The sequence below is a fragment of the Vreelandella subglaciescola genome, assembly GCF_900142895.1.
GTDB classification, from domain to species: domain Bacteria; phylum Pseudomonadota; class Gammaproteobacteria; order Pseudomonadales; family Halomonadaceae; genus Vreelandella; species Vreelandella subglaciescola.
On sequence record NZ_LT670847.1, the window covers coordinates 1,929,192 to 1,948,628 of the forward strand.

The following is a 19,437-nucleotide window of genomic DNA, read 5'->3' on the forward strand; positions in this document are numbered from 1 at the left end:
TATTAAATGTAGTAACTACTTTGCCGCAGAAACTGAGTGCAACACCTTAGCAAAACTTCTAGGTGTTTAACTCAGTTTCTGCGACCAAGATTGATTCATAAATAATTATGATAAGCGCTGCTATTTGTTTGTCTTTCTTGTGACCGTGCAGTGGCACACATCGTCGTCGATACTATCAATACGAATAACAGCTGGGCTGTCATCGGCCATGTCTTTGGTAAATAGGAGCCAGCTATTGGAATCGATCCCTCGGACATATTCCCTGCCCACCTCAGGCTCCTCCACCTGATGAATGCCAATCCTTGTGGTCATGCCAACCTCAAGACGTCTTATATCTTGCATAGACTTCTCCTATATAAAGTACACTAACTGCGAAGGCCGGATTTGGCGCACCTTCGCGCTACTACCATACATTGAAACCAGCGCGATGAAGGAATCTAGTAATGCTGGGGCTGCCAATCGGTCGTTTTATTTATGTCATGGCCACCAGAGGCTGGTGGCCAGGTTTCGCCGTTTTCGCGTACAGACATTGCGTAAAAAACCCTAGTAGTTGGCAATGCCCGAAACGATGGACAAACTGTCTGCCTTCTACCCGCCTAATTCACCGGGCTGAGACAGAAAAGAAGATGGCGAGCAGTTTCTCTTGTAGAATCAAGATGTTCCTGAACGAACACAATTCAAGAGGACCACTCGCCATGGGTGAAAGCTTATCCCCCTGGACCCCGTCATGCAACGGGTCCATCCGCGTCGAGCTCAGCGGCCATCGCACCACCAGCGACAGCGGTGCTTTGCTGTTGCGTGAAGCCCTCGACAACAGCGGCATGATCGATGCGCTGGACGACCATCTGGTCGATCACCGCGACCCGGATCGCGTCCGCCACTCGTTAGCCAGCCAGCTGCGTACCCTGGTGCTGCAGCGTTCGATGGGCTGGATCGACCTCAGCGATACCGATACGCTTCGCCGTGACCCGCTCTGGCAGCTAGCCTGCAGTGATGCCCGCGGGACAACGCCGTTGGCTCAGGACCGGCCATCTCAAGCGACACTGTCGCGGCTGCTGACGTGCCTGGGCCGCGACGACAATATCGATACCGTGCATGAGGGCCTGCTGCGGCTGGCGGTCTGGCGACTGACCTCGCTGAACGGCGGCGAACGCCCCGAGCATCTGACGCTGGACATCGACGGCTTGCCGATCGACGTTCACGGCCACCAGGGCGGTTCGGCGTTTCATGGACTTTACGGGGCCAGAATCTACTCGCCTTTGGTGGCCTCGCTGGCAGAGACCGGCGACATGGTGGGCGGCCTGCTGCGTGAAGGTAACGCCGGCCCAGCCGAGAATGCCGATACCTGGATCCCACATCTGGTGCGGCGACTCAACGAGAGCACCGGGGCCAAGGTCAAGGTGCGCATCGACGCCGGCTTCACCGACAACGACACGCTTGAGGCGCTGGAAGATCGCGACATCGAGTATCTGGGCCGGTTGCGCAGTCATACGGGCCTGCAGACACTGGCAGCGCCACATCTGAAGCGGCCACGCGGCCGGCCCCCCGAGCAACCTCGGGAATGGTGCCATGACCTGGCGTACCAAGCCGGTACCTGGCCGGCGCCGCGGCGCGTGGTGCTGGTGGTACAAGAGCGGCCCGATGATCTGCTGCTGCATGCCTTCTTTTTGGTCACCAATCTCGGCAAGTTCGACTGGCCGCCGGAAAAGGTCCTGGCGCTTTATCGCAAGCGCGGCAGCGCCGAAGCCCACATGGGCGAGGTGAAGTCGTCGCTCGATATGCATCTCTCCTCGACTGATCGCGGTGTCTCCACCGTCCAGGACGTCATGGCCCGCAACGAGGTAAACCTGCTGCTGACTCTCTGCGCTTATCAGGTGCTACACGGGCTGCGTTGCCTGTTGGAACGACAGACCCGGCAGGGCTGGAGCCTGAAGCGGATGCGCGAGCAGGTGCTCAAGGTGGCCGCCACGCTGACAGTGCACGCCCGGCGTATCACCGTGCACCTCGGCGATGCCGCCGACAAATGGTGGCCATCCTTACTGAAGGGGTTGCCGCGGCTGACGGCATTGACCTGACACGTCGCATTACTCAGCCTTTTCCAGCAGACAAAACGGCCACTATGGAGGCCGACGACCACGGCTGCGCCGTCACTCGAAACCAATAAACTTCAGTTATAAATATCACGGCATTGATACGATAAAGCTATGTGCTAATCGGCTACTCAGCGACCGTATGACATAAAAGCCGGTCGGTCCCGGTCACCACGGGACGTAAAACGCTCGTTCGGCGTCCTGATGAATAAGGCGGGTTCTAGCCAAAAGCCGGACAGTTTGCGCCGCCCACGGAGCCTAACCCCATGAATGACGCCACTTCTCCCGCCGTAGCGGAGTGGGGTCAGGATAGGCGCAGCCTGTCTGCCCAACGCGGAGGGGGCGAGCAGCGCGCCGCGCCGCACGTGCTCAAAATCCTGCTGTTACCGCTAGCCTGGGCTCGCTGCATCGGCGCCCAGGGCGCCGCTATTTCGACATCAGCGATGTGTTGAATACGCACCGATTTGACGCTCGGGATGACCTGGAGACCACGCTCAAGCGCTATAATTGGTTGTATAATCACCATATCAACCAAAAAGCCTTGCATCACCGGACGCCGATTGGTGCAATGAAGCAATGGCAGCAAGATCGCCCCGAGTTATTCCGGAAACGCGTAATTAATCATGCGGGACCCGACAGGTATGCACATGTCCCCCTCGCGCGGGAGCCGCTGAGCCAATGACACAGGGATCCCCAAGAAAATTGCGCTGGTGGTGGCTCGTCCCCCTGTTGCTGGTGGCGCTGGTCGTCGCCACGGTGCAACTGATGTCATGGAACGTGCTCAAGCCAGTCATCATCGGGCGTGTCGAGCAGGCGACCGGGCGCTCCGTGGCCATCGAGGGCGACGTGAAGGTCGATTTTCTCCCCCGCCCGGAGATTTCCCTGCACGAGATCAAGCTCGGCAACCCAGAATGGGCGACCTCACCGTACATGCTCGAGGCGCAGCGTCTCAGCGTCTCGCCTTCGTTTGTCGACCTGCTCGATGGCGAGTTCGTGCTGGACGCGGTCGAGATGGCAGGCCCCACTCTCAGCCTGGAGCAACGCCGCGATGGCCCCGGCAACTGGGTATTCAAGGCTATGCAGCAGGGGGAAACCGGGCAGCCATCTGCATCCGATGACGAGTCGGCATTGCCGGTGATCATCCGTCGTCTCTCCCTGTCGGATGCGCAGGTGCGCTAACGGGCACCCGAGGCCGATGCCCCGACCGAGCTGATGATTCCATCTCTGCAGATCCAGCGTGACGACGCGTCCCTGGACACCGAGGCGACGCTCACCTTCAGAGACCGCCGCTTTCATCTGGAGGCCAGGACCGACTCGCTCGAGACACTGCTGGGCAACACAAAGCCATTCGGTGGCGAGATATCGCTCGGCTCCGACGAGGACCGACTGACGGGCACCTTCACCCTGCCCGATCTGCCGTCGCTGGCCTCCCTGCAGGCAGACGCCGAACTCAGCGTGGCGGCAACCGCCGACTGGGCCCGCTGGCTGGGATTGTCTGTCGTGACGCTGGGCTCTCTCGAGGTGGCGACACATCTCGAGCGCCACGGCAGCGAGTGGCAGCTCAGTGAGATCGAGGTTTCCGCCCTCGACAGCCGCATCACCGGTGAACTCGGGATGGAAACAGCCGGTGAGGCTCCCCGCCTCAGCGGGCGCCTGCATGCCACGCAACTGGATATCGCCGCCTGGCGAAAGGCCCTCCCGGAAGGGGAGAAAGTGGCAGGCATCGCCATTCCGGTGCTGCCGGATCTGCGCGGAGAGCTGGCGCTTTCGACGGATCGGCTGACGCTGGAGCGCAGCGTCCTGCGGGATCTCGAGACCACAGTGCATCTCGCCGACCACTCGCTCACCCTCGAGCGTGCCGCCTTCGGCATGGCAGGCGGCAGGGTCGAGGCCAGCGCCGAGCTGACAAGCAACCTCGACAGGTTCTCGGCAAAGGCGCAGGTCACGCTGCAGGGCCTGGACGTGGACGCCCTGGGTATCGCCCTTGACCTGGGGGGCACCCTGGATGGCGACGTTGATCTGCGCCTTTCCCCCCTCGAACAACGCCCCGCTTTCGAGCTCGATACCCTGCTTGCCAACCTGGCGATCGACAGGGGCCGTTTCTCCTACCGCAACGAGGACGCCGGAAGCGACCTCGATCTCGCCCTGTCCACCGGCGAGGCGACGCCACTGCGACTTGCCATGGAGGGCACCCTCCGCGACAAGCCGTTGACCATGACGATCAAGGGAGGCGCCCTGCCCAGACTGGTCGCGTTGGATGAGGACTATCGGCTCGACGCCGAGGCCAGTTCCGGGAATCTTCAGGCTCGGGTCGATACCACCCTCGCCTCGCTGCTGAATCCGGCGACGCTCGCCGGTGACGTGGCGCTTCAGGCCTCGGGCGCTCGTGACTTGGAGGCCTGGGTAGGACCGGTGCTGCCTCCCTTGCCCGCGTTTCACCTCGCAGGTCGCCTGCAGCGGGACAACGAACGCTGGTCCGCCACCGGCCTCGAAGGCGAGATAGGCGGGGCCTCCGTCGCCGGCAGCGTCGAGTTTCGCAATGCCGAGCGAGCCGAGGTACAGGCCGACCTCGAGGCGGGGCGCATTGTTCTTGCCCGCCTTCTTCCCGATGCGGCCGCGGCTGACTCGCTGCTGGCGCCGCTGCGTGTCGTCGACGGGCAGTTGACGCTGCGCGCAGACAGCCTGGTACTGCCCGACGGCACCGCATTACAGGATCTTGTCCTCTCTGCCGGCCTCGATGCGGGAAGGCTGGACGTCGATCCCCTGCGTTTCGGTCTTGCCGACGGCTTGGTCACGAGTCGTCTGTTTTTGGACGCGACCGGGCAGGCGGCGTCGGGACGCCTCGATGTGGCCATCGACGACATGGCGCTGGCGGGTCTGGTCGACACCTTCACGCCGGTGGAGGACCGGCTGGGTAGGTTTTCCGCTGACTTGCACCTCGAGATTCGCGATACCCTGTCCATCGACAGGCGCGATGACCTGCTACTGCCGTTCATCGGCCGGATGAGGCTCGAGCCCTCGACGCTTCGCTTCGAGGCGCCCCAGGCCGATACCGACCTGACCCTGAGGCTCGCGACCCGCGACGGGGAAAATGGCGATCGGCGCTTTCACCTGACGGGGGAGGGGCGCTACGACGGCCACCCGGCATCGCTCTCCCTGGTAGGCGATTCTCTGCTTAACGCCCGCCGTCTCGCTCGACCCTATGCGGTGGATCTCGATGCCGAACTCGTCGGCAGCCGGTTCGGGATTCATGGCACGCTACTGCGACCCCTGGCCCTGGAGGGCCAGAATCTGGCATTTACCCTAGAGGGCCCCAGCCCCCAGCGCCTGAGCCGGCTGCTGGGCGTGGCGCTGCCGCAGCTGCCACCTTACTCGCTCTCGGGCAACCTGGAGTTGAATGACCAGCGCTGGGCGCTCGAGAACATTCAGGGAGAGATCGGTGGCAGTGACCTCGATGGCTGGCTCAGCCTCGATACGCGGCCCCGTCCGCCAAAGCTGACGGGCGAGCTGCGTTCCGTCTCCCTCGACATCGCCGACCTGGGGGTTATCATCGGAGTGACACCGAACGGTGAGGGAAGCGAGGGCCGCTTCATCCTGCCCGACACGCCCTTCGTCGGCGAGGGCTGGCATACCGTGACGGCAGACGTAAGCTACCGTGCAGAGTCGGTGCGGGCGGGGAAGGTGCCCTTGAGCAAGGTGGTCATCGACTTTCGCCTGGAGGATGGACACGGCCGCTTCGACCCGGTCAGTTTCGGCATCGGCGAGGGGAGCATCGATCTGGTGCTCGACCTGGATGCCGGAAGCTGGCCACCTCTCGGCACCGTGCAAGTGGAGATGCGGCGTGTGGAGCTCAACGATGTCCTCCGGCACTGGAACCTGGCCGATGAAAGCGTGGGTATCGTCGGGGGGCGCGGCAAGTTCTGGATCGAGGGTCGATCGGTCGCCGATCTTCTGGCGTCCGCTGACGGTGGCCTGCTCCTGCTGATGAAAGGCGGCAGGCTGGATGCGGTGCTCGTGGAGCTGGCCGGACTCGACACCCTCCAGGCGTTTCTCAGCTGGGCGCGCGGGCGTGATCCGGTGCCCATCGAATGCGCCTATGCCGACCTGCAGGCGCGCAGCGGTGTCGCCAAACTGGATACCTTCGTCATCGATACCCTGGATACCACCTTCACGGCCGGCGGCGAGGTGGACCTGAACACGGAACGCCTGGATATCTCCATCTTCGCCTACCCCAAGGATCCCAGTGTCTTTGCCGGGTACGCGCCCTTTCATCTGGGCGGCACCTTCGATGATATCGAGCCCGGTGTTCATGGTGGCGGCCTGGGGCTAGGGTTGCGCGCCGGGGCCAGTGCTGTGCTCGGCGCCATCGGCGGACCCATTGCCGCGCTCCTGCCCTGGCTGGGAGCGGGCGACGATCCCGACATGGCGTATTGCGAGGGGCTGGTCAGTCGCTCTCGCGAGGCGATCCGAGGCGAGGAAGGTGGACCATGAACCGACGCGACTGGATCGGCGCCCTGCTGGCAGCGGCACTCCTCGTGGGCTGCGCCGACACCCCCATCAACGAATCCGCGCGGCTCGAACATCAGGATTCCCCCCAGGCGGTGAGGATCAAGGCCCTGCTTCTCGAGGAGCCGGACCTCGCCGGTGCGGCCATCGACGTGGACATGAGCGACGAGCGCGTCATCCTGGAGGGCTTCGTCGAGACCGAGGATCAGCGCGAGCGGGCTGAAGCCATCGCGCGTGAGCAAGGCTCGGGCAGCGAGGTCGAGAACAGGATCACCGTCAAGTGAGCGCCAAGGGCAGGGTCGAGAGACCCCGGCCAGGAAGCTCTTCTCAGGTCAGGTTGAAAATCACCAGTGCCAGGGTGCCGCCGGTCAGGGTGTAGCCCAGCAGAGCCATCAGGCCATCGTTGGCCAGCAAGGCTAGGGCGAAGAGCGTGAGGATAGGAATTTCAACGGAGCTTTGCTCCGGAGGTAGTCTGTATTGCCGACGAGGGTATCCCATTTGAACTGGGTTGGTTTTGGATGTGAACTGACGAATTGACCGCGGCGATACTGCGAAGGAAGCGGTTGGATTTCCTATCCTCCGGTCTTCGGTCTGCTGCTGGGTGGGCTGTTCTTTGGCGAACAATTCGGCTCGATTCAGGCCATCGGCATCCTCGTAACGATCCTCGGCATTCAACTGGTGGCAAGCAAGTCGTCACCAGCAGGACAACGCACACTGTAATAGCCGCGCCGCAGCGCCCTTGAACCGAACTTCACGCAGCCAAGCGGCTTTCTTGATCGAACCCGGTTTCCGTGGCTGCCGTAGCCGCGCCTCGACTTGAACGCCTGCTGAAACGCCGTGGTTTGCCTAGCCTTGCCACCTTGAACAAGCAGGAGAAGGCAGCTCAAAACCGCCTTACAAGCCGTTCAAGGACTATGAGCCGGGCTACGTTCATGTTGACGTCAAATACCTTCCCAAGATGCCTGACGAAGACCAGAAGCGTTATCTCTTCGTGGCTATTGACCGGGCAACCCGCTGGGTTTATCTGGAGGTGCGTCAACATCAGTCCGCCAACGATGCTGAGGTCTTTTTACATCACGTTCGCGAGCAAGCCCCGTTCAAAATCAAAACGTTGCTGACAGACAATGGCAAGTGTTTCACTGACCGTTCTGCGGCAGGGGGAGAACGTCGGCCTACTGGCAAACATCGGGTGGATCAGTTCTGTGAGCATCACGCGGTGGAGCACCGTCTGATACCCCCTTACCGGCCGCAAACTAACGGCATGGTAGAGCGCTTCAATGGCCGCATCAGCGATGTGTTTAATACGCACCGATTTGACTCTCGGGATGATCTGGAGATCACGCTCAAGCGCTATAATTGGTTGTATAACCACCATATCAATCAAAATCCTTGCACCACCGGACGCCGATTGGTGCAATGAAGCAATGGCAGCAAGATCGCCCCGAGTTATTCCGGAAACGCGTAATTAATCATGCGGGACCCGACACTTATGGAAAAATCGATTCTTAATTAGGAGAAATTAATATGAGTAAATCGACTACAAGCCTTTCTCGTAATCAGTCACAGATGGAAGAATTGGCGAACAGCATCAGTCATGGTTTGGCACTTGTAGCTATTGTTGTCGGAACGCCTTTTCTGGTCGTTAGCGCTTTGATAACTGGCTCATTGGGCACTCTTTTTGGCAACTTAGTTTTTTCAATAACTGCTATGCTGTTATATCATAAGCTCTATGATTTACCATGCATTAACGCCGGGCAAAATAAAAGATATTTTTCAGGTCATCGATCATTCGGCGATATTTCTACTTATTGCGGGCACCTATACGCCCTTCACCCTTGGGGTGCTCAAAGGCACATGGGGTTGGACGCTGTTTGGAATTGTTTGGAGCATCGCAGCGGCAGGCATTGCGCTAAAAGTTTTTCAAGGTATATCCCACCCCCTTATTTATACCGGACTTTATCTATTGATGGGCTGGCTAATCGTTTTTGCCATTAAACCCTTAATGGCTACTATGCCCACTGCGGGCTTACTCTGGTTGATCGCTGGTGGCTTGTTTTACACCCTTGGCGTTGTATTCTTTGTAGCCGACTCTAAACTGAAATTCGGCCACTTTGTCTGGCACCTATTTGTTATTGGCGGAACTGTGTGCCACTACTTTGCAATTCTTTGGTATGCGAGCTGATATATTTTTTTGGGACGAGATGACGAATAACATAGAATAATCCGAATATAAAGGCTTCAACAAAACGATTCGAGTTCAATACTTATCTTTTTAATCAGAGTAAAGTCATAAGTCAACTGTTTAAATACTATTTTAAATAATTACTTTATAAAAGTTGTACCTAAGCTCACTAACAACTGGAAAGATAGATGTATAAATTAATCAGAAACACACTCATTTATGATAAGCGCTGCTATCTATTTGGCTTTTTTGTGACCGTGCAGTGGCACACATCGTCGTCGATACTATCAACACGAACAACAGCTGGGCTGTCATCGGCCATGTCTTTGGTAAATAGAAGCTAGCTATTGGAATCGATCCCTCGGACATATTCCCTGCCCACCTCAGGCTCCTTCACCTGATCAATGCCAATCTTTGTGGTCATGCCAACCTCAAGACGTCTTATATCTTGCATAGACTTCTCCTATATAAAGTACACTAACTGCGAAGGCTGGATTGACGCACCTTCGCGCTACTACCATCCATTGAACCCGCCTTATTCATCAGGACGCCGAACGAGCGTTTTACGTCCCGTGGTGACCGGGACCGACCGGCTTTTATGTCATACGGTCGCTGAGTAGCCGATTAGCACATAGCTTTATCGTATCAATGCCGTGATATTTATAACTGAAGTTCATTGGTTTCGAGTGACGGCGCAGCCGTGGTCGTCGGCCTCCATAGTGGCCGTTTTGTCTGCTGGAAAAGGCTGAGTAATGCGACGTGTCAGGTCAATGCCGTCAGCCGCGGCAACCCTTTCAGTAAAGATGGCCACCATTTATCGGCGGCATCGCCGAGGTGCACGGTGATGCGCCGGGCGTGCACTGTCAGCGTGGCGGCCACCTTAAGCACCTGCTCGCGCATCCGCTTCAGGCTCCAGCCCTGCCGGGTCTGTCGTTCCAACAGGCAACGCAGCCCGTGTAGCACCTGATAAGCGCAGAGAGTCAGCAGCAGGTTTACCTCGTTGCGGGCCATGACGTCCTGGACGGTGGAGACACCGCGATCAGTCGAGGAGAGATGCAGGTCGAGCGCCGACTTCACCTCGCCCATGTGGGCTTCGGCGCTGCCGCGCTTGCGATAAAGCGCCAGGACCTTTTCCGGCGGCCAGTTGAACTTGCCGAGGTTGGTGACCAAAAAGAAGGCATGCAGCAGCAGATCATCGGGCCGCTCTTGTACCACCAGCACCACGCGCCGCGGCGCCGGCCAGGTACCGGCTTGGTACGCCAGGTCATGGCACCATTCCCGAGGTTGCTCGGGGGGCCGGCCGCGTGGCCGCTTCAGATGTGGCGCTGCCAGTGTCTGCAGGCCCGTATGACTGCGCAACCGGCCCAGATACTCGATGTCGCGATCTTCCAGCGCCTCAAGCGTGTCGTTGTCGGTGAAACCCGCGTCGATGCGTACCTTGACCTTGGCCCCGGTGCTCTCGTTGAGTCGCCGCACCAGATGTGGGATCCAGGTATCGGCATTCTCGGCTGGGCCGGCGTTACCTTCACGCAGCAGACCGCCCACCATGTCGCCGGTCTCTGCCAGCGAGGCCACCAAAGGCGAGTAGATTCTGGCCCCGTAAAGTCCATGAAACGCCGAACCGCCCTGGTGGCCGTGGACGTCGATCGGCAAGCCGTCGATGTCCAGCGTCAGATGCTCGGGGCGTTCGCCGCCGTCCAGCGAGGTCAGTCGCCAGACCGCCAGCCGCAGCAGGCCCTCATGCACGGTATCGATATTGTCGTCGCGGCCCAGGCACGTCAGCAGCCGCGACAGCGTCGCTTGAGATGGCCGGTCCTGAGCCAACGGCGTTGTCCCGCGGGCATCACTGCAGGCTAGCTGCCAGAGCGGGTCACGGCGGAGCGTGTCGGTATCGCTGAGGTCGATCCAGCCCATCGAACGCTGCAGCACCAGGGTACGCAGCTGGCTGGCTAACGAGTGGCGGACGCGATCCGGGTCGCGATGATCGACCAGATGGTCGTCCAGCGCATCGATCATGCCGCTGTTGTCGAGGGCTTCACGCAACAGCAAAGCACCGCTGTCGCTGGTGGTGCGATGGCCGCTGAGCTCGACGCGGATGGACCCGTTGCATGACGGGGTCCAGGGGGATAGGCTTTCACCCATGGCGAGTGGTCCTCTTGAGTCAAGTTCGGTTAGGAACATATTGATTCTACAAGAGAAACTGCTCGCCATCTTCTTTTCTGTCTCAGCCCGGTGAATAAGGCGGGTTGAAACGAGCGCGATGAAGGAATCCAGTAATGCTGGGGCTGCCAATCGGTCGTTTTATTTATGTCATGGCCACCAGAGGCTGGTGGCCAGGTTTCGCCGTTTTCGCGTACAGACATTGCGTAAAAAACCCTAGTGGTTGGCAATGCCCGAAACGATGGACAAACTATCTGCCTTCTAACCAAAAGCTGGACAGTCCGCGCCGCCCACGGCGCCTAACCCCTTGAATAACGCCGCTTCTTCTCGTGTGATCAGCCTGCGACCAGCCACTGAAAACCGGACAGTGCGCACGCGCTCGGCCAATGATGGATCAAAAGGTTTTATCCTTGTTTTTTCCGGGGCCTTCCCCCTTTGAGGCCATTCGCTCTGGCTGCGTTGCTCTTGGCTGGGCTACGGCTTTTCCCGCCTGCCGCACCCAGCTGGCGAGCCATCCACGCCTTGGAGCCAAACTGCCCCTCCAGGAACGCTGGCACATAGAGGTCAGCATCGAGTTGAGGCCAGCGTAGCCCGAGCCCAGAGGGCGATATTTCTATCTCGGACAAGGCATCCGGCGTCGCATCGGCGAGCCCTTCTACCAGGTGCGGGGGAAGCGCGAGCTCAAGCCCTGTGTGAAGGCTGACAATCACGCGGTTGTTACGGCGATTGTACCGAGCTGCCGTGGCGTGAGCGTGGCTGCGTTCGGCGGCCATACGGGCTTCTGCCTGCTTGATGTCATCATCAGTCATAGCCATGACTTTCTCTCCATTTGGCACATAACACTATGTTTAGCATAAACCCAAGCGGTTCGATTACAGCTATCGCCAATATCTGACCTTTTCATCACAACGCTCCTCTCGGGCGCGCCATCACCCGTTCCCGCCCCTGTGCTAAACTAATCGCCCACTTTTGACCCTCGGCAGCGGCTTTTATGGACGACGTGACGGCGATTCTCGATCAGCTCAATTCCGCCCAGCGTGAGGCGGTGAGCGCTCCCCAAGGCAACCTGCTGGTGCTCGCCGGCGCGGGCTCGGGCAAGACCCGGGTGCTGGTGCACCGCATTGCCTGGCTGATGCAGGCCGAGGGGTTGTCGCCCTACGCGCTGCTGGCGGTGACCTTTACCAACAAGGCCGCCAAGGAAATGCGCACGCGGCTGGAAGCGCTATTGGGGCTGTCGCTGCGCCACGTCTGGGTGGGCACCTTTCACTCCATCGCCCACCGCCTGCTGCGCACTCACTGGCACGATGCGCGCCTGCCCCAGAATTTTCAGATTATCGACAGCGACGACCAGCTGCGGCTGGTCAAGCGCCTGCTCAAGGATTACAGCATCGACGCCGAGCGCTTTCCGCCGCGTCAGGTGCAGGGCTTTATCAGCGGCTGCAAGGAAGAAGGCCTGCGCCCCGCCCAGGTGGATACCGCCGGTGACGCCTACCTCGGCCAGCTGGTCGAGCTGTACCACTTCTACCAGCTGACCTGCGAACGCGGCGGGCTGGTGGATTTCGGCGAGCTGTTGCTCAGAAGCCTTGAGCTATTGCGCGACAACCCCGCGCTGCTTTCGCACTACCGCGAGCGCTTCGGCCACGTGATGGTGGACGAGTTTCAGGACACCAACACCCTGCAGTACGCCTGGCTCAAGTTGATCACCGGCCAGCAAACACCGACCACCGTGGTGGGCGACGATGACCAGTCGATCTACGGCTGGCGCGGCGCCAAAGTGGAAAATATCGGCCGCTTCGAGGACGAATTCAATCAGGTCAAAACCGTACGGCTGGAGCAAAACTACCGCTCCACCAGCGCCATTCTGGACGCCGCCAACGCGCTGATCAGCCATAACAGCGAGCGCATGGGCAAGAACCTGTGGACCGACGGTGCCAAGGGCGAGCCGATCTCGGTGTATGCCGGTTTCAATGATCTGGAAGAAGCACGCTTTATCGTCGATACGCTCAAGGAGCGCACCGCAGCGGGGCTCAACCGCCGCGACGTGGCGATTCTTTACCGCTCCAACGCGCAGTCGCGGCTGCTGGAAGAAACCCTGATTCGCCAGGGCGTGCCCTACCGCATTTACGGCGGCCACCGCTTCTACGAACGCCTTGAAATCAAGAACGCCCTGGCCTACCTGCGATTGCTGCTCAACCGCGACGACGACGCCTCGTTTGAGCGCGTGATCAACGTGCCCACTCGCGGCATCGGCACGCGCACGGTGGAAATCCTGCGCTTTCGCGCCCGCGATCAGAGCATCCCGCTGTGGCAGGCGCTGCACGACAGCGTCGCCGACGGCACGCTAAAAGGCCGCGCCGGCAACGCCGTGCAAACGTTCGCCAACCTGATCGAACAGTTGGATAACGACGCCGCCGGGCTGTCGCTGCACGAAATTATCGAGCACGTTATCGCGCATACCGGACTGATCGAGCACCACCAGAACGAGCGTGGCGAGAAAGGTCAGGCGCGGGTCGAAAACCTCGAAGAGCTGGTCAACGCCGCGCGCAACTTCACCCAGGGCGACGTGTTCGACGCCCCCGAAGCCGGCGAAGGTCTGGTCGCGCTGGAAGCATTTTTATCCGAAGCGGCGCTAAACGCCGGCGACCACGAGGCCGCCGAGTTTGAAGACAGCGTGCAGCTGATGACGCTGCACTCGGCCAAGGGGCTGGAGTTTCCGCTGGTGTTTATCACCGGCGTGGAGGAAGGCCTGTTTCCGCACAAGATGTCGCTTGAGGAGTCCGGCCGGCTCGAAGAAGAGCGCCGGCTGGCCTACGTGGGCGTCACCCGGGCGATGCACAAGCTGTATTTGACCCACGCCGAAACCCGCCGCCTGCACGGCAAGGAAGTGTTCCCCCGGCCATCGCGGTTTCTGCGCGAGCTGCCGCCGGAGCTGCTGGAAGAAGTGCGCATGCGCGGGCAAATCTCCCGGCCGGTCACGGCGGCCCGCGGCGGGCTGACCCAGCAAAGCGTGGAAGGCGATGACGATTTACCCAGCCTGCACGTCGGCCAAGCCGTTGAGCATCCGGTCTTCGGCGAAGGAGTGATCCTTAACGCCGAAGGCGAAGGCGCCCGCGCCCGGGTGCAGGTCAGCTTCGAACACGAAGGCGCCAAATGGCTGGTGCTGGGGTTTGCTAAACTGATTCCGCTGTAGCCGCACATTATCTTTTATCCATTAACAAGAATCGGAGTCTGTCCATGACCCTGCCACGCCGCCACTTCCTCAAGCACACCCTGACCACCGCCGGCCTCGGCGCGGCCGGTGCCGCTGCCGTGCCGTTTATCTCCACCGCCAGCGCCGCTGACACCATCACCTGGGACATGGTCACCTCCTGGCCGAAAAACTTCCCGGCGCTGGGCACCGGTGCCAACGAGTTTGCTCGCCGGGTCGAGGCGCTTTCCAACGGTCGCATGCGCATCCGCGTACACGGCGCGGGCGAGCTGGTGCCAGCGATGGAAGTCTTTGACGCGGTATCCGCGGGCACCGCGCAGATGGGCCACTCGGCCTCTTACTACTGGCGCGGCAAGGTGCCGGCGGCGCAGTTTTTCACCGCCGTGCCCTTCGGCATGACCGCACAGGAAACCAACGCCTGGCTTTACTACGGCGGCGGCCAAAAGCTCTGGGACGAGATCTACCGCGAGCACAACCTCAAGCCGTTTGCCGTGGGCAACACCACCACCCAGCCCGCCGGCTGGTTCAAGAAAGAGATCAACTCGCTCGACGATTTGCAGGGCCTGCAGCTGCGCCTGCCCGGCCTTGCCGGCGAGGCCATGAACCGTATCGGCGTGACCACGCGCAACATGCCCGGCAGCGAGATTTTCACCTCGATGCAAACCGGCGCGCTGGACGCCGCCGACTGGGTCAGCCCGTACAACGATTTGGCCTTTGGCCTGCACGAAGTCGCCGACTACTACTACACCTCGGCGTGGAACGAGCCCAGCGCCACGCTGGAAGGCACCGTCAATCTGGAGGCGTGGAACGCGCTGCCCGACGACTTGAAAGCCGTAGTCAGCGAGGCCGCGCAGGCCTCCAACCTGTCGATGATCAGCGAGTTCACCTTCCGCAATGCCCAGGCGCTGAAAGCGCTGGTCGACGAGCACGGCATCAAGCTGCGCGCCTTCCCCGACGACGTCATGCAGGCGCTTTTCGAGGCGTCCAAAGAGGTGATTCAGGAGCAGGTGGACGACGATGCCGCCTCAAAGAAAGTCTACGAGTCCTATCGTGCGTTCCAGCAAACCGTACGCCCGGTCACCGATACCGGCGAGTTTGCCTACCTGAAAGCCCGCGACCAGATAACCAAAGCCTGATCGACGCGGCCGCTTAGCGCACCGCGCGAATGCGGCCATTATCGTCCAGCGCCACCCGCACGAAACACGCTTCGGTCACTTTCAGGCGCTCGTGGGGGTGAGCGTGGGGCGCACGCACCCAGACTTCCACGTCGATCCTGATCGAGCTGTGGCCAATGTGGCGCACCTGCGTGAACACACTGACCACCGAGCCGGCGCGTACTGGGCTTAAAAAGTCCATCGCCTCAATGGCCACCGCCGCGGTGCGGCCGCCGGCCTCGCGCCCGGCGGCAAGCTCGGCGGCCTGATCCATCTGGCTGACCAGCCAGCCGCCGGGGATGTCGCCGTAAAGGTTGGTGTTCTGGCGCGTCGCGGGCAGTTTCAGCGTAAGCTGCCCGCCCGGCGCGGGGATCTCGTCCGCGCCGCCGGCGGCAGGCTGATTGTCGTCGTTTACTAAAAGAGTCATTTTCCTGTCGCTTCTACCGGTTATTGTTGTGGGCCGCTGCTGCTCGGCTGCGCTGGATCGGGTCGCGCTGGCGCTGCAGTTAATCACAGGAGGTTATCCGTTTGAACCGTTACGCTACGCCCCCGCGCCTGATAACGCGCCTTGCCGCTGTGGCCACCGCCCTGGCCGTCGCCCTGGTCATCACCTTTGCCAGCACGCCGGCAGCGGCGAATACGGCGGCGGTCCGCGGCACCCTCGGCGCCGTGGGCTCAGACACCATGGCCGGGCTGATGCTGCGCTGGGGCGAGGCGCTGGCGCAGCGCTACCCCGACGTGACCCTGCAGTTTCAGGCCGGCGGCTCGGCCAACGCGGCCTCGGCGCTGATTGCCGGCACCGCGCGGCTGGGGCCAATGTCGCGCCCCATGACCCGCACGGAAAAACAGCGCTTTGCGCGCCGCTACGGCTATCCGCCGCTGGAGCTCAAGGTCGCACGGGATGCGCTGGTGGTCGTGGTTCACCGGCACAATCCGCTGCGCGTCCTGACCCGCCGCCAGCTGGACGCGATTTTTTCCACCACGCGCGAATGCGGCGCCGAGCGGCCTATTTTACGCTGGCAGGCGCTTGAGGCCACGCGCGACTGGCCGTTTGGCCGCATTGCCCTTCACGGGCGCAATCTGGCGTCCGGCACCCATGCCCTGTTTCAGCGCCGCGCCCTGTGTGGCGGCGAGTTTCGGCGCGATATCAGCGAGCACCCCGGCTCTGCGGCCGTCGTCGCGGCGGTGGGTGAGTCGCCCGGGGCGATGGGCTACGCAGGCTATCATCACCTCAGCGCGGCGGTACGCGGCCTGAGCCTGTATAACGCTGCGGGCAAGGCCATTGCGCCGTCCCGCGCGGCGATTCAGCGCGGCGACTATCCGCTGTCCCGCAGCCTGTATCTCTACGTCAACGCCCCGCCAGACGCCGCATTGCCGCCGGCTGAACGGGCGCTGCTTGCGCTGATTTTCTCGCCCCGCGGCCAGCAGATTGCCCGGGCGGCAGGCTTTGTGGCCTTGCCCGAGCCCCAGCGCAAGGCACAAAATCGCTGGTGAATGTCATCCGGACGTCACACAGTGGCGCTATCCTATTCTGCTGCATGTTCCCCCATCGACCGGCACCCGACCCATAACGGCACCCGACCCATAACGGCACCCGAAGCATGACACCACCCCGAAAGCTTCAAGGTACGCAGCCGCTGCGCCAGTTTCGCGATCGGCTGGCCACCACCGTGATTGTGGTGGGCGCCGTGGCCGTGCTGGCGGCGATTCTGGCCATCGGCGTGTTTCTCGTCTGGCAAAGTCTGCCGGTGCTTTTCATCCCGCTGGAAACCACCGTAGCCAAGCTCTCGGTGCTCGCCTGGGGCACGCTCAAGGCCGCGCTGGCGACGCTACTGTTTGCCATTCCCGTGGCGCTGTGTGCGGCGGTCTACACCGCCCTGTACCTGCCCGCCCGGTGGCGCCTGCGGATCAAACCGGCGCTGGAAATGATGGAAGCCGTGCCCGGCGTGGTAGTGGGTTTCATCGCCGGGGTGATTCTGGCGCCCTGGGTGGGGCAGCATCTGGCCAGCGCGCTGGCGCTGCTGGTCTGGCCGCCGGCAAGCGCGTTGCTGGCGGGGCTTTTATGGCAGGCGTTGGCTCCCCAGCGGCTGCCCTTCAGCCAGGCGTGGCTGTGGCTGATTCCCTGGCTGCTGGCCATGGGCTGGCTGGCGCTATGGGCCGCGCCGCTGATCGAGCACCAGCTGCTGGGCGCTGATCTGCGCCATGTGCTGGAAACGCGGCTGGGCGTGGATTATGCCACCCGCAACGCGCTGATTGTGGGCATGGCCATGGGCTTCGCCGTGGTGCCGGGCATTTACGCGCTGGCCGACGACGCCCTCGCGGAGGTGCCGGCCTCGCTGATGGAAGGCGCTCAGGCGCTGGGCGCCGACCGCTGGCAAACGCTCTGGCGCGTGGCCTTGCCCGCCGCCGGCCCGGGGATTTTTTCCGCGGTGCTGATCGGCGCCGGCCGCGCCGTGGGCGAAACCATGATCGTGCTGATGGCCAGCAGCAACGCCGCGCTGATCAGCGCCAACCCGCTTGAAGGCATGCGCACCATCGCCGCCGCGGTGGCCATCGAGCTACCCGAGGCAGCGCCCATGAGCGCCACTTATCATCTGCTGATTTTTGCCGCGCTGGTGCTGTTCCTGTTCACGTTTCTGGTCAATACGCTGGCCGAAGTGGTGCGTCTGCGGCTGCGAACCCGTCTGCAGCGGTTGGGAGGTGGCGTATGAGCCAAAGGGTGGCATGGCGCGGGCTATGGCCGTGGCTGTGCGCGGCCAGCGTCGCGCTGTCACTGCTGCTGCTGGGGCTGCTGCTCGCGCTGCTGGTCAGCCGCGGGCTGGGGCATTTCTGGCCGGCGCCGCTGGAGGCCGTGACGCTTGCCTCGGGCGAAACCTTCGCCGGTGAAGCCATCCGCGAGGCCGAACTGCCCAACCGGCCGGGCCACGAACGGCTGTATTTTATCGGCAACCGCGATAGCCGCGAGCACGGCGCCCGCGGCGCGCGCTTTCGCTGGGTCGGCCTTGAGAGCATCCGCCAGCAGGCAACGCCCGCGCGGCTGGTGCGTCTGTCGCGCAGCCCCTGGGGCGATTTTATCGGCCGCCTTGAGGCCTTTGAACAAGGCGGCCAGCGGCTTGAAGGGGACGCCGCATGGCAAGCGCTCAGCCAGACGCTGGCGCAGCCGGAAAACACCCGCCCTGATGCGAAGCTGATCCTCAATCCGCTGAACGGTGAGGCCTTTGTTCAGCCCCTTACGGAGGTCTATCGCGCCTCGCGCCCCAACGCCATGAGCTGGCTTTCCAAAGTGCGTTACTGGGGTGACGGCGTGGGACGATTTCTCAGCCAGGGGCCACGCGCGGCCAATACCGGCGGCGGCGTCTGGCCGGCGATTTTCGGCACCGTGGTGATGGTGATCGTGATGTCGGTCATCGTCATGCCGTTTGGCGTGCTGGCGGCGATTTATTTAAACGAGATCGCCGAGCAAAACCGCTTCACCCGGCTGGTACGCATCGGCGTGCGCAATCTGGCCGGCGTGCCGTCCATCGTCTACGGCGTGTTTGGGCTGGGCGCGTTTGTCTACGGCATCGGCTCGACCATGGATGAATGGTTTTTCAGCGACAGCCTGCCCTCGCCGACCTTTGGCACCGGCGGTCTGCTGTGGGCCTCGCTGACGCTGGCGCTGCTGACGCTGCCGGTGGTGATTGTGGCCACCGAAGAAGGCCTTGCGCGGATTCCCGATGCCCAGCGCGAAGGTGCTGTGGCACTGGGCGCCACGCGACTGGAAACCTTGACGCGCGTGGTGCTGCCCATGACCGCGCCGGCCATGCTGACCGCGCTGATTTTAGCCGTGGCGCGGGCCGCCGGCGAAGTCGCGCCGCTAATGCTGGTCGGGGTGGCCAAACTGGCGCCCCAGGTGCCGGTCGACGCGACGTTTCCCTACCTGCATCTGGAACGCAAGTTCATGCACCTGGGCTACCATATTTTCGATACCGCCTTTCACGGCGACAGCGTGCAGGCCGCGATACCGCTGGTCTACGCCACCGCGCTGCTGCTGGTGCTGATTGTGCTGGTGCTTAACCTGACTGCCATTTTTCTGCGTCATCATCTGAGACGCAAACGCGCGACGACGTAAGCGGCGACGGCGTTAACGAGGACCGC

At 61.8% G+C, this 19,437-nt stretch carries 15 protein-coding genes and 3 pseudogenes; 13 read left to right on the plus strand and 5 right to left on the minus strand.

What is annotated here, in order from left to right:
• Window positions 1-120: 120 nt before the first annotated feature.
• Window positions 121-342, minus strand: coding sequence for a hypothetical protein (locus B5495_RS09020; protein ID WP_079553110.1), 222 nt, complete (start codon window positions 340-342; stop codon window positions 121-123).
• Between the two features lie 314 nt (window positions 343-656).
• Here B5495_RS09020 and B5495_RS09025 point away from each other — a divergent pair, with 314 nt between their 5' ends.
• From B5495_RS09025 to B5495_RS09045, 6 genes and pseudogenes are all read left to right on the plus strand, one after another.
• Window positions 657-2,075, plus strand: coding sequence for an IS1380 family transposase (locus B5495_RS09025; RefSeq protein ID WP_079550256.1), 1,419 nt, complete (start codon window positions 657-659; stop codon window positions 2,073-2,075).
• 281 nt (window positions 2,076-2,356) lie between these two features.
• Complete coding sequence (locus B5495_RS09030) at window positions 2,357-2,542, plus strand: hypothetical protein (protein ID WP_079553112.1); 186 nt, start codon at window positions 2,357-2,359, stop codon at window positions 2,540-2,542.
• A pseudogene (locus B5495_RS14975) lies at window positions 2,488-2,772 on the plus strand (hypothetical protein); the annotation flags it as partial. The gene B5495_RS09030 and the pseudogene B5495_RS14975, both read left to right, overlap by 55 nt.
• On the plus strand, window positions 2,769-3,269 hold the full coding sequence (locus tag B5495_RS09035; protein WP_079553113.1) for an AsmA family protein: 501 nt from the start codon (window positions 2,769-2,771) through the stop codon (window positions 3,267-3,269). The pseudogene B5495_RS14975 and the gene B5495_RS09035, both read left to right, overlap by 4 nt.
• 33 nt (window positions 3,270-3,302) lie before the next feature.
• Complete coding sequence (locus tag B5495_RS09040) at window positions 3,303-6,581, plus strand: AsmA family protein (protein WP_079553115.1); 3,279 nt, start codon at window positions 3,303-3,305, stop codon at window positions 6,579-6,581.
• Window positions 6,578-6,880, plus strand: a complete 303-nt coding sequence (locus tag B5495_RS09045) for a BON domain-containing protein (RefSeq protein WP_079553117.1) — start codon at window positions 6,578-6,580, stop codon at window positions 6,878-6,880. Before B5495_RS09040 ends, B5495_RS09045 begins: the two co-directional genes overlap by 4 nt.
• Window positions 6,881-6,923: 43 nt before the next feature.
• Here the strand turns inward: B5495_RS09045 and B5495_RS14810 are convergent, their stop codons facing one another.
• Window positions 6,924-7,271 carry a hypothetical protein gene (locus B5495_RS14810; protein ID WP_197685614.1) on the minus strand — a complete coding sequence of 116 codons (348 nt, stop codon included), beginning with the start codon at window positions 7,269-7,271 and terminating at the stop codon, window positions 6,924-6,926.
• A 140-nt stretch (window positions 7,272-7,411) separates the two neighbouring features.
• Between B5495_RS14810 and B5495_RS09050 the strand changes: the two are divergent.
• Window positions 7,412-8,105, plus strand: a pseudogene (locus B5495_RS09050) (DDE-type integrase/transposase/recombinase); the annotation flags it as partial.
• Between the two features lie 220 nt (window positions 8,106-8,325).
• Window positions 8,326-8,778: a PAQR family membrane homeostasis protein TrhA gene (gene trhA, locus B5495_RS09055; RefSeq protein ID WP_231897144.1), complete on the plus strand. Its 453-nt coding sequence runs from the start codon at window positions 8,326-8,328 to the stop codon at window positions 8,776-8,778.
• A 762-nt stretch (window positions 8,779-9,540) separates the two neighbouring features.
• Here the strand turns inward: trhA and B5495_RS09060 are convergent.
• Together B5495_RS09060 and B5495_RS09065 are read right to left on the minus strand one after the other, a co-directional pair.
• Entirely contained in the window at window positions 9,541-10,959 is a 1,419-nt protein-coding gene (locus B5495_RS09060) for an IS1380 family transposase (RefSeq protein ID WP_079550240.1), read from the minus strand.
• Between the two features lie 383 nt (window positions 10,960-11,342).
• Window positions 11,343-11,753: a DUF2442 domain-containing protein gene (locus B5495_RS09065; protein ID WP_079553119.1), complete on the minus strand. Its 411-nt coding sequence runs from the start codon at window positions 11,751-11,753 to the stop codon at window positions 11,343-11,345.
• A gap of 176 nt (window positions 11,754-11,929) precedes the next feature.
• Here B5495_RS09065 and uvrD point away from each other — a divergent pair, with 176 nt between their 5' ends.
• Both uvrD and B5495_RS09075 read left to right on the plus strand, forming a co-directional pair.
• A complete protein-coding gene (uvrD, locus tag B5495_RS09070; protein WP_079553121.1) occupies window positions 11,930-14,128 on the plus strand; it encodes a DNA helicase II in 2,199 nt (732 codons plus the stop codon).
• Window positions 14,129-14,178: 50 nt separating this feature from the next.
• Window positions 14,179-15,282, plus strand: coding sequence for a TRAP transporter substrate-binding protein (locus tag B5495_RS09075; protein ID WP_079555005.1), 1,104 nt, complete (start codon window positions 14,179-14,181; stop codon window positions 15,280-15,282).
• Window positions 15,283-15,295: 13 nt separating this feature from the next.
• Here B5495_RS09075 and B5495_RS09080 read toward each other — a convergent pair whose 3' ends face one another.
• Window positions 15,296-15,727, minus strand: a complete 432-nt coding sequence (locus B5495_RS09080; protein ID WP_079553123.1) for an acyl-CoA thioesterase — start codon at window positions 15,725-15,727, stop codon at window positions 15,296-15,298.
• 197 nt (window positions 15,728-15,924) lie between these two features.
• On the opposite strand from B5495_RS09080, the pseudogene B5495_RS09085 reads away from it, so the two are divergent.
• The 3 genes and pseudogenes from B5495_RS09085 to pstA form a co-directional block, all read left to right on the plus strand.
• Window positions 15,925-16,794, plus strand: a pseudogene (locus B5495_RS09085) (PstS family phosphate ABC transporter substrate-binding protein); the annotation flags it as partial.
• 107 nt (window positions 16,795-16,901) lie between these two features.
• Window positions 16,902-18,011 carry an ABC transporter permease subunit gene (locus B5495_RS09090; protein ID WP_079553124.1) on the plus strand — a complete coding sequence of 370 codons (1,110 nt, stop codon included), beginning with the start codon at window positions 16,902-16,904 and terminating at the stop codon, window positions 18,009-18,011.
• Window positions 18,008-19,411 carry a phosphate ABC transporter permease PstA gene (gene pstA / locus B5495_RS09095; RefSeq protein WP_079553126.1) on the plus strand — a complete coding sequence of 468 codons (1,404 nt, stop codon included), beginning with the start codon at window positions 18,008-18,010 and terminating at the stop codon, window positions 19,409-19,411. Before B5495_RS09090 ends, pstA begins: the two co-directional genes overlap by 4 nt.
• Window positions 19,412-19,437 lie beyond the last annotated feature (26 nt).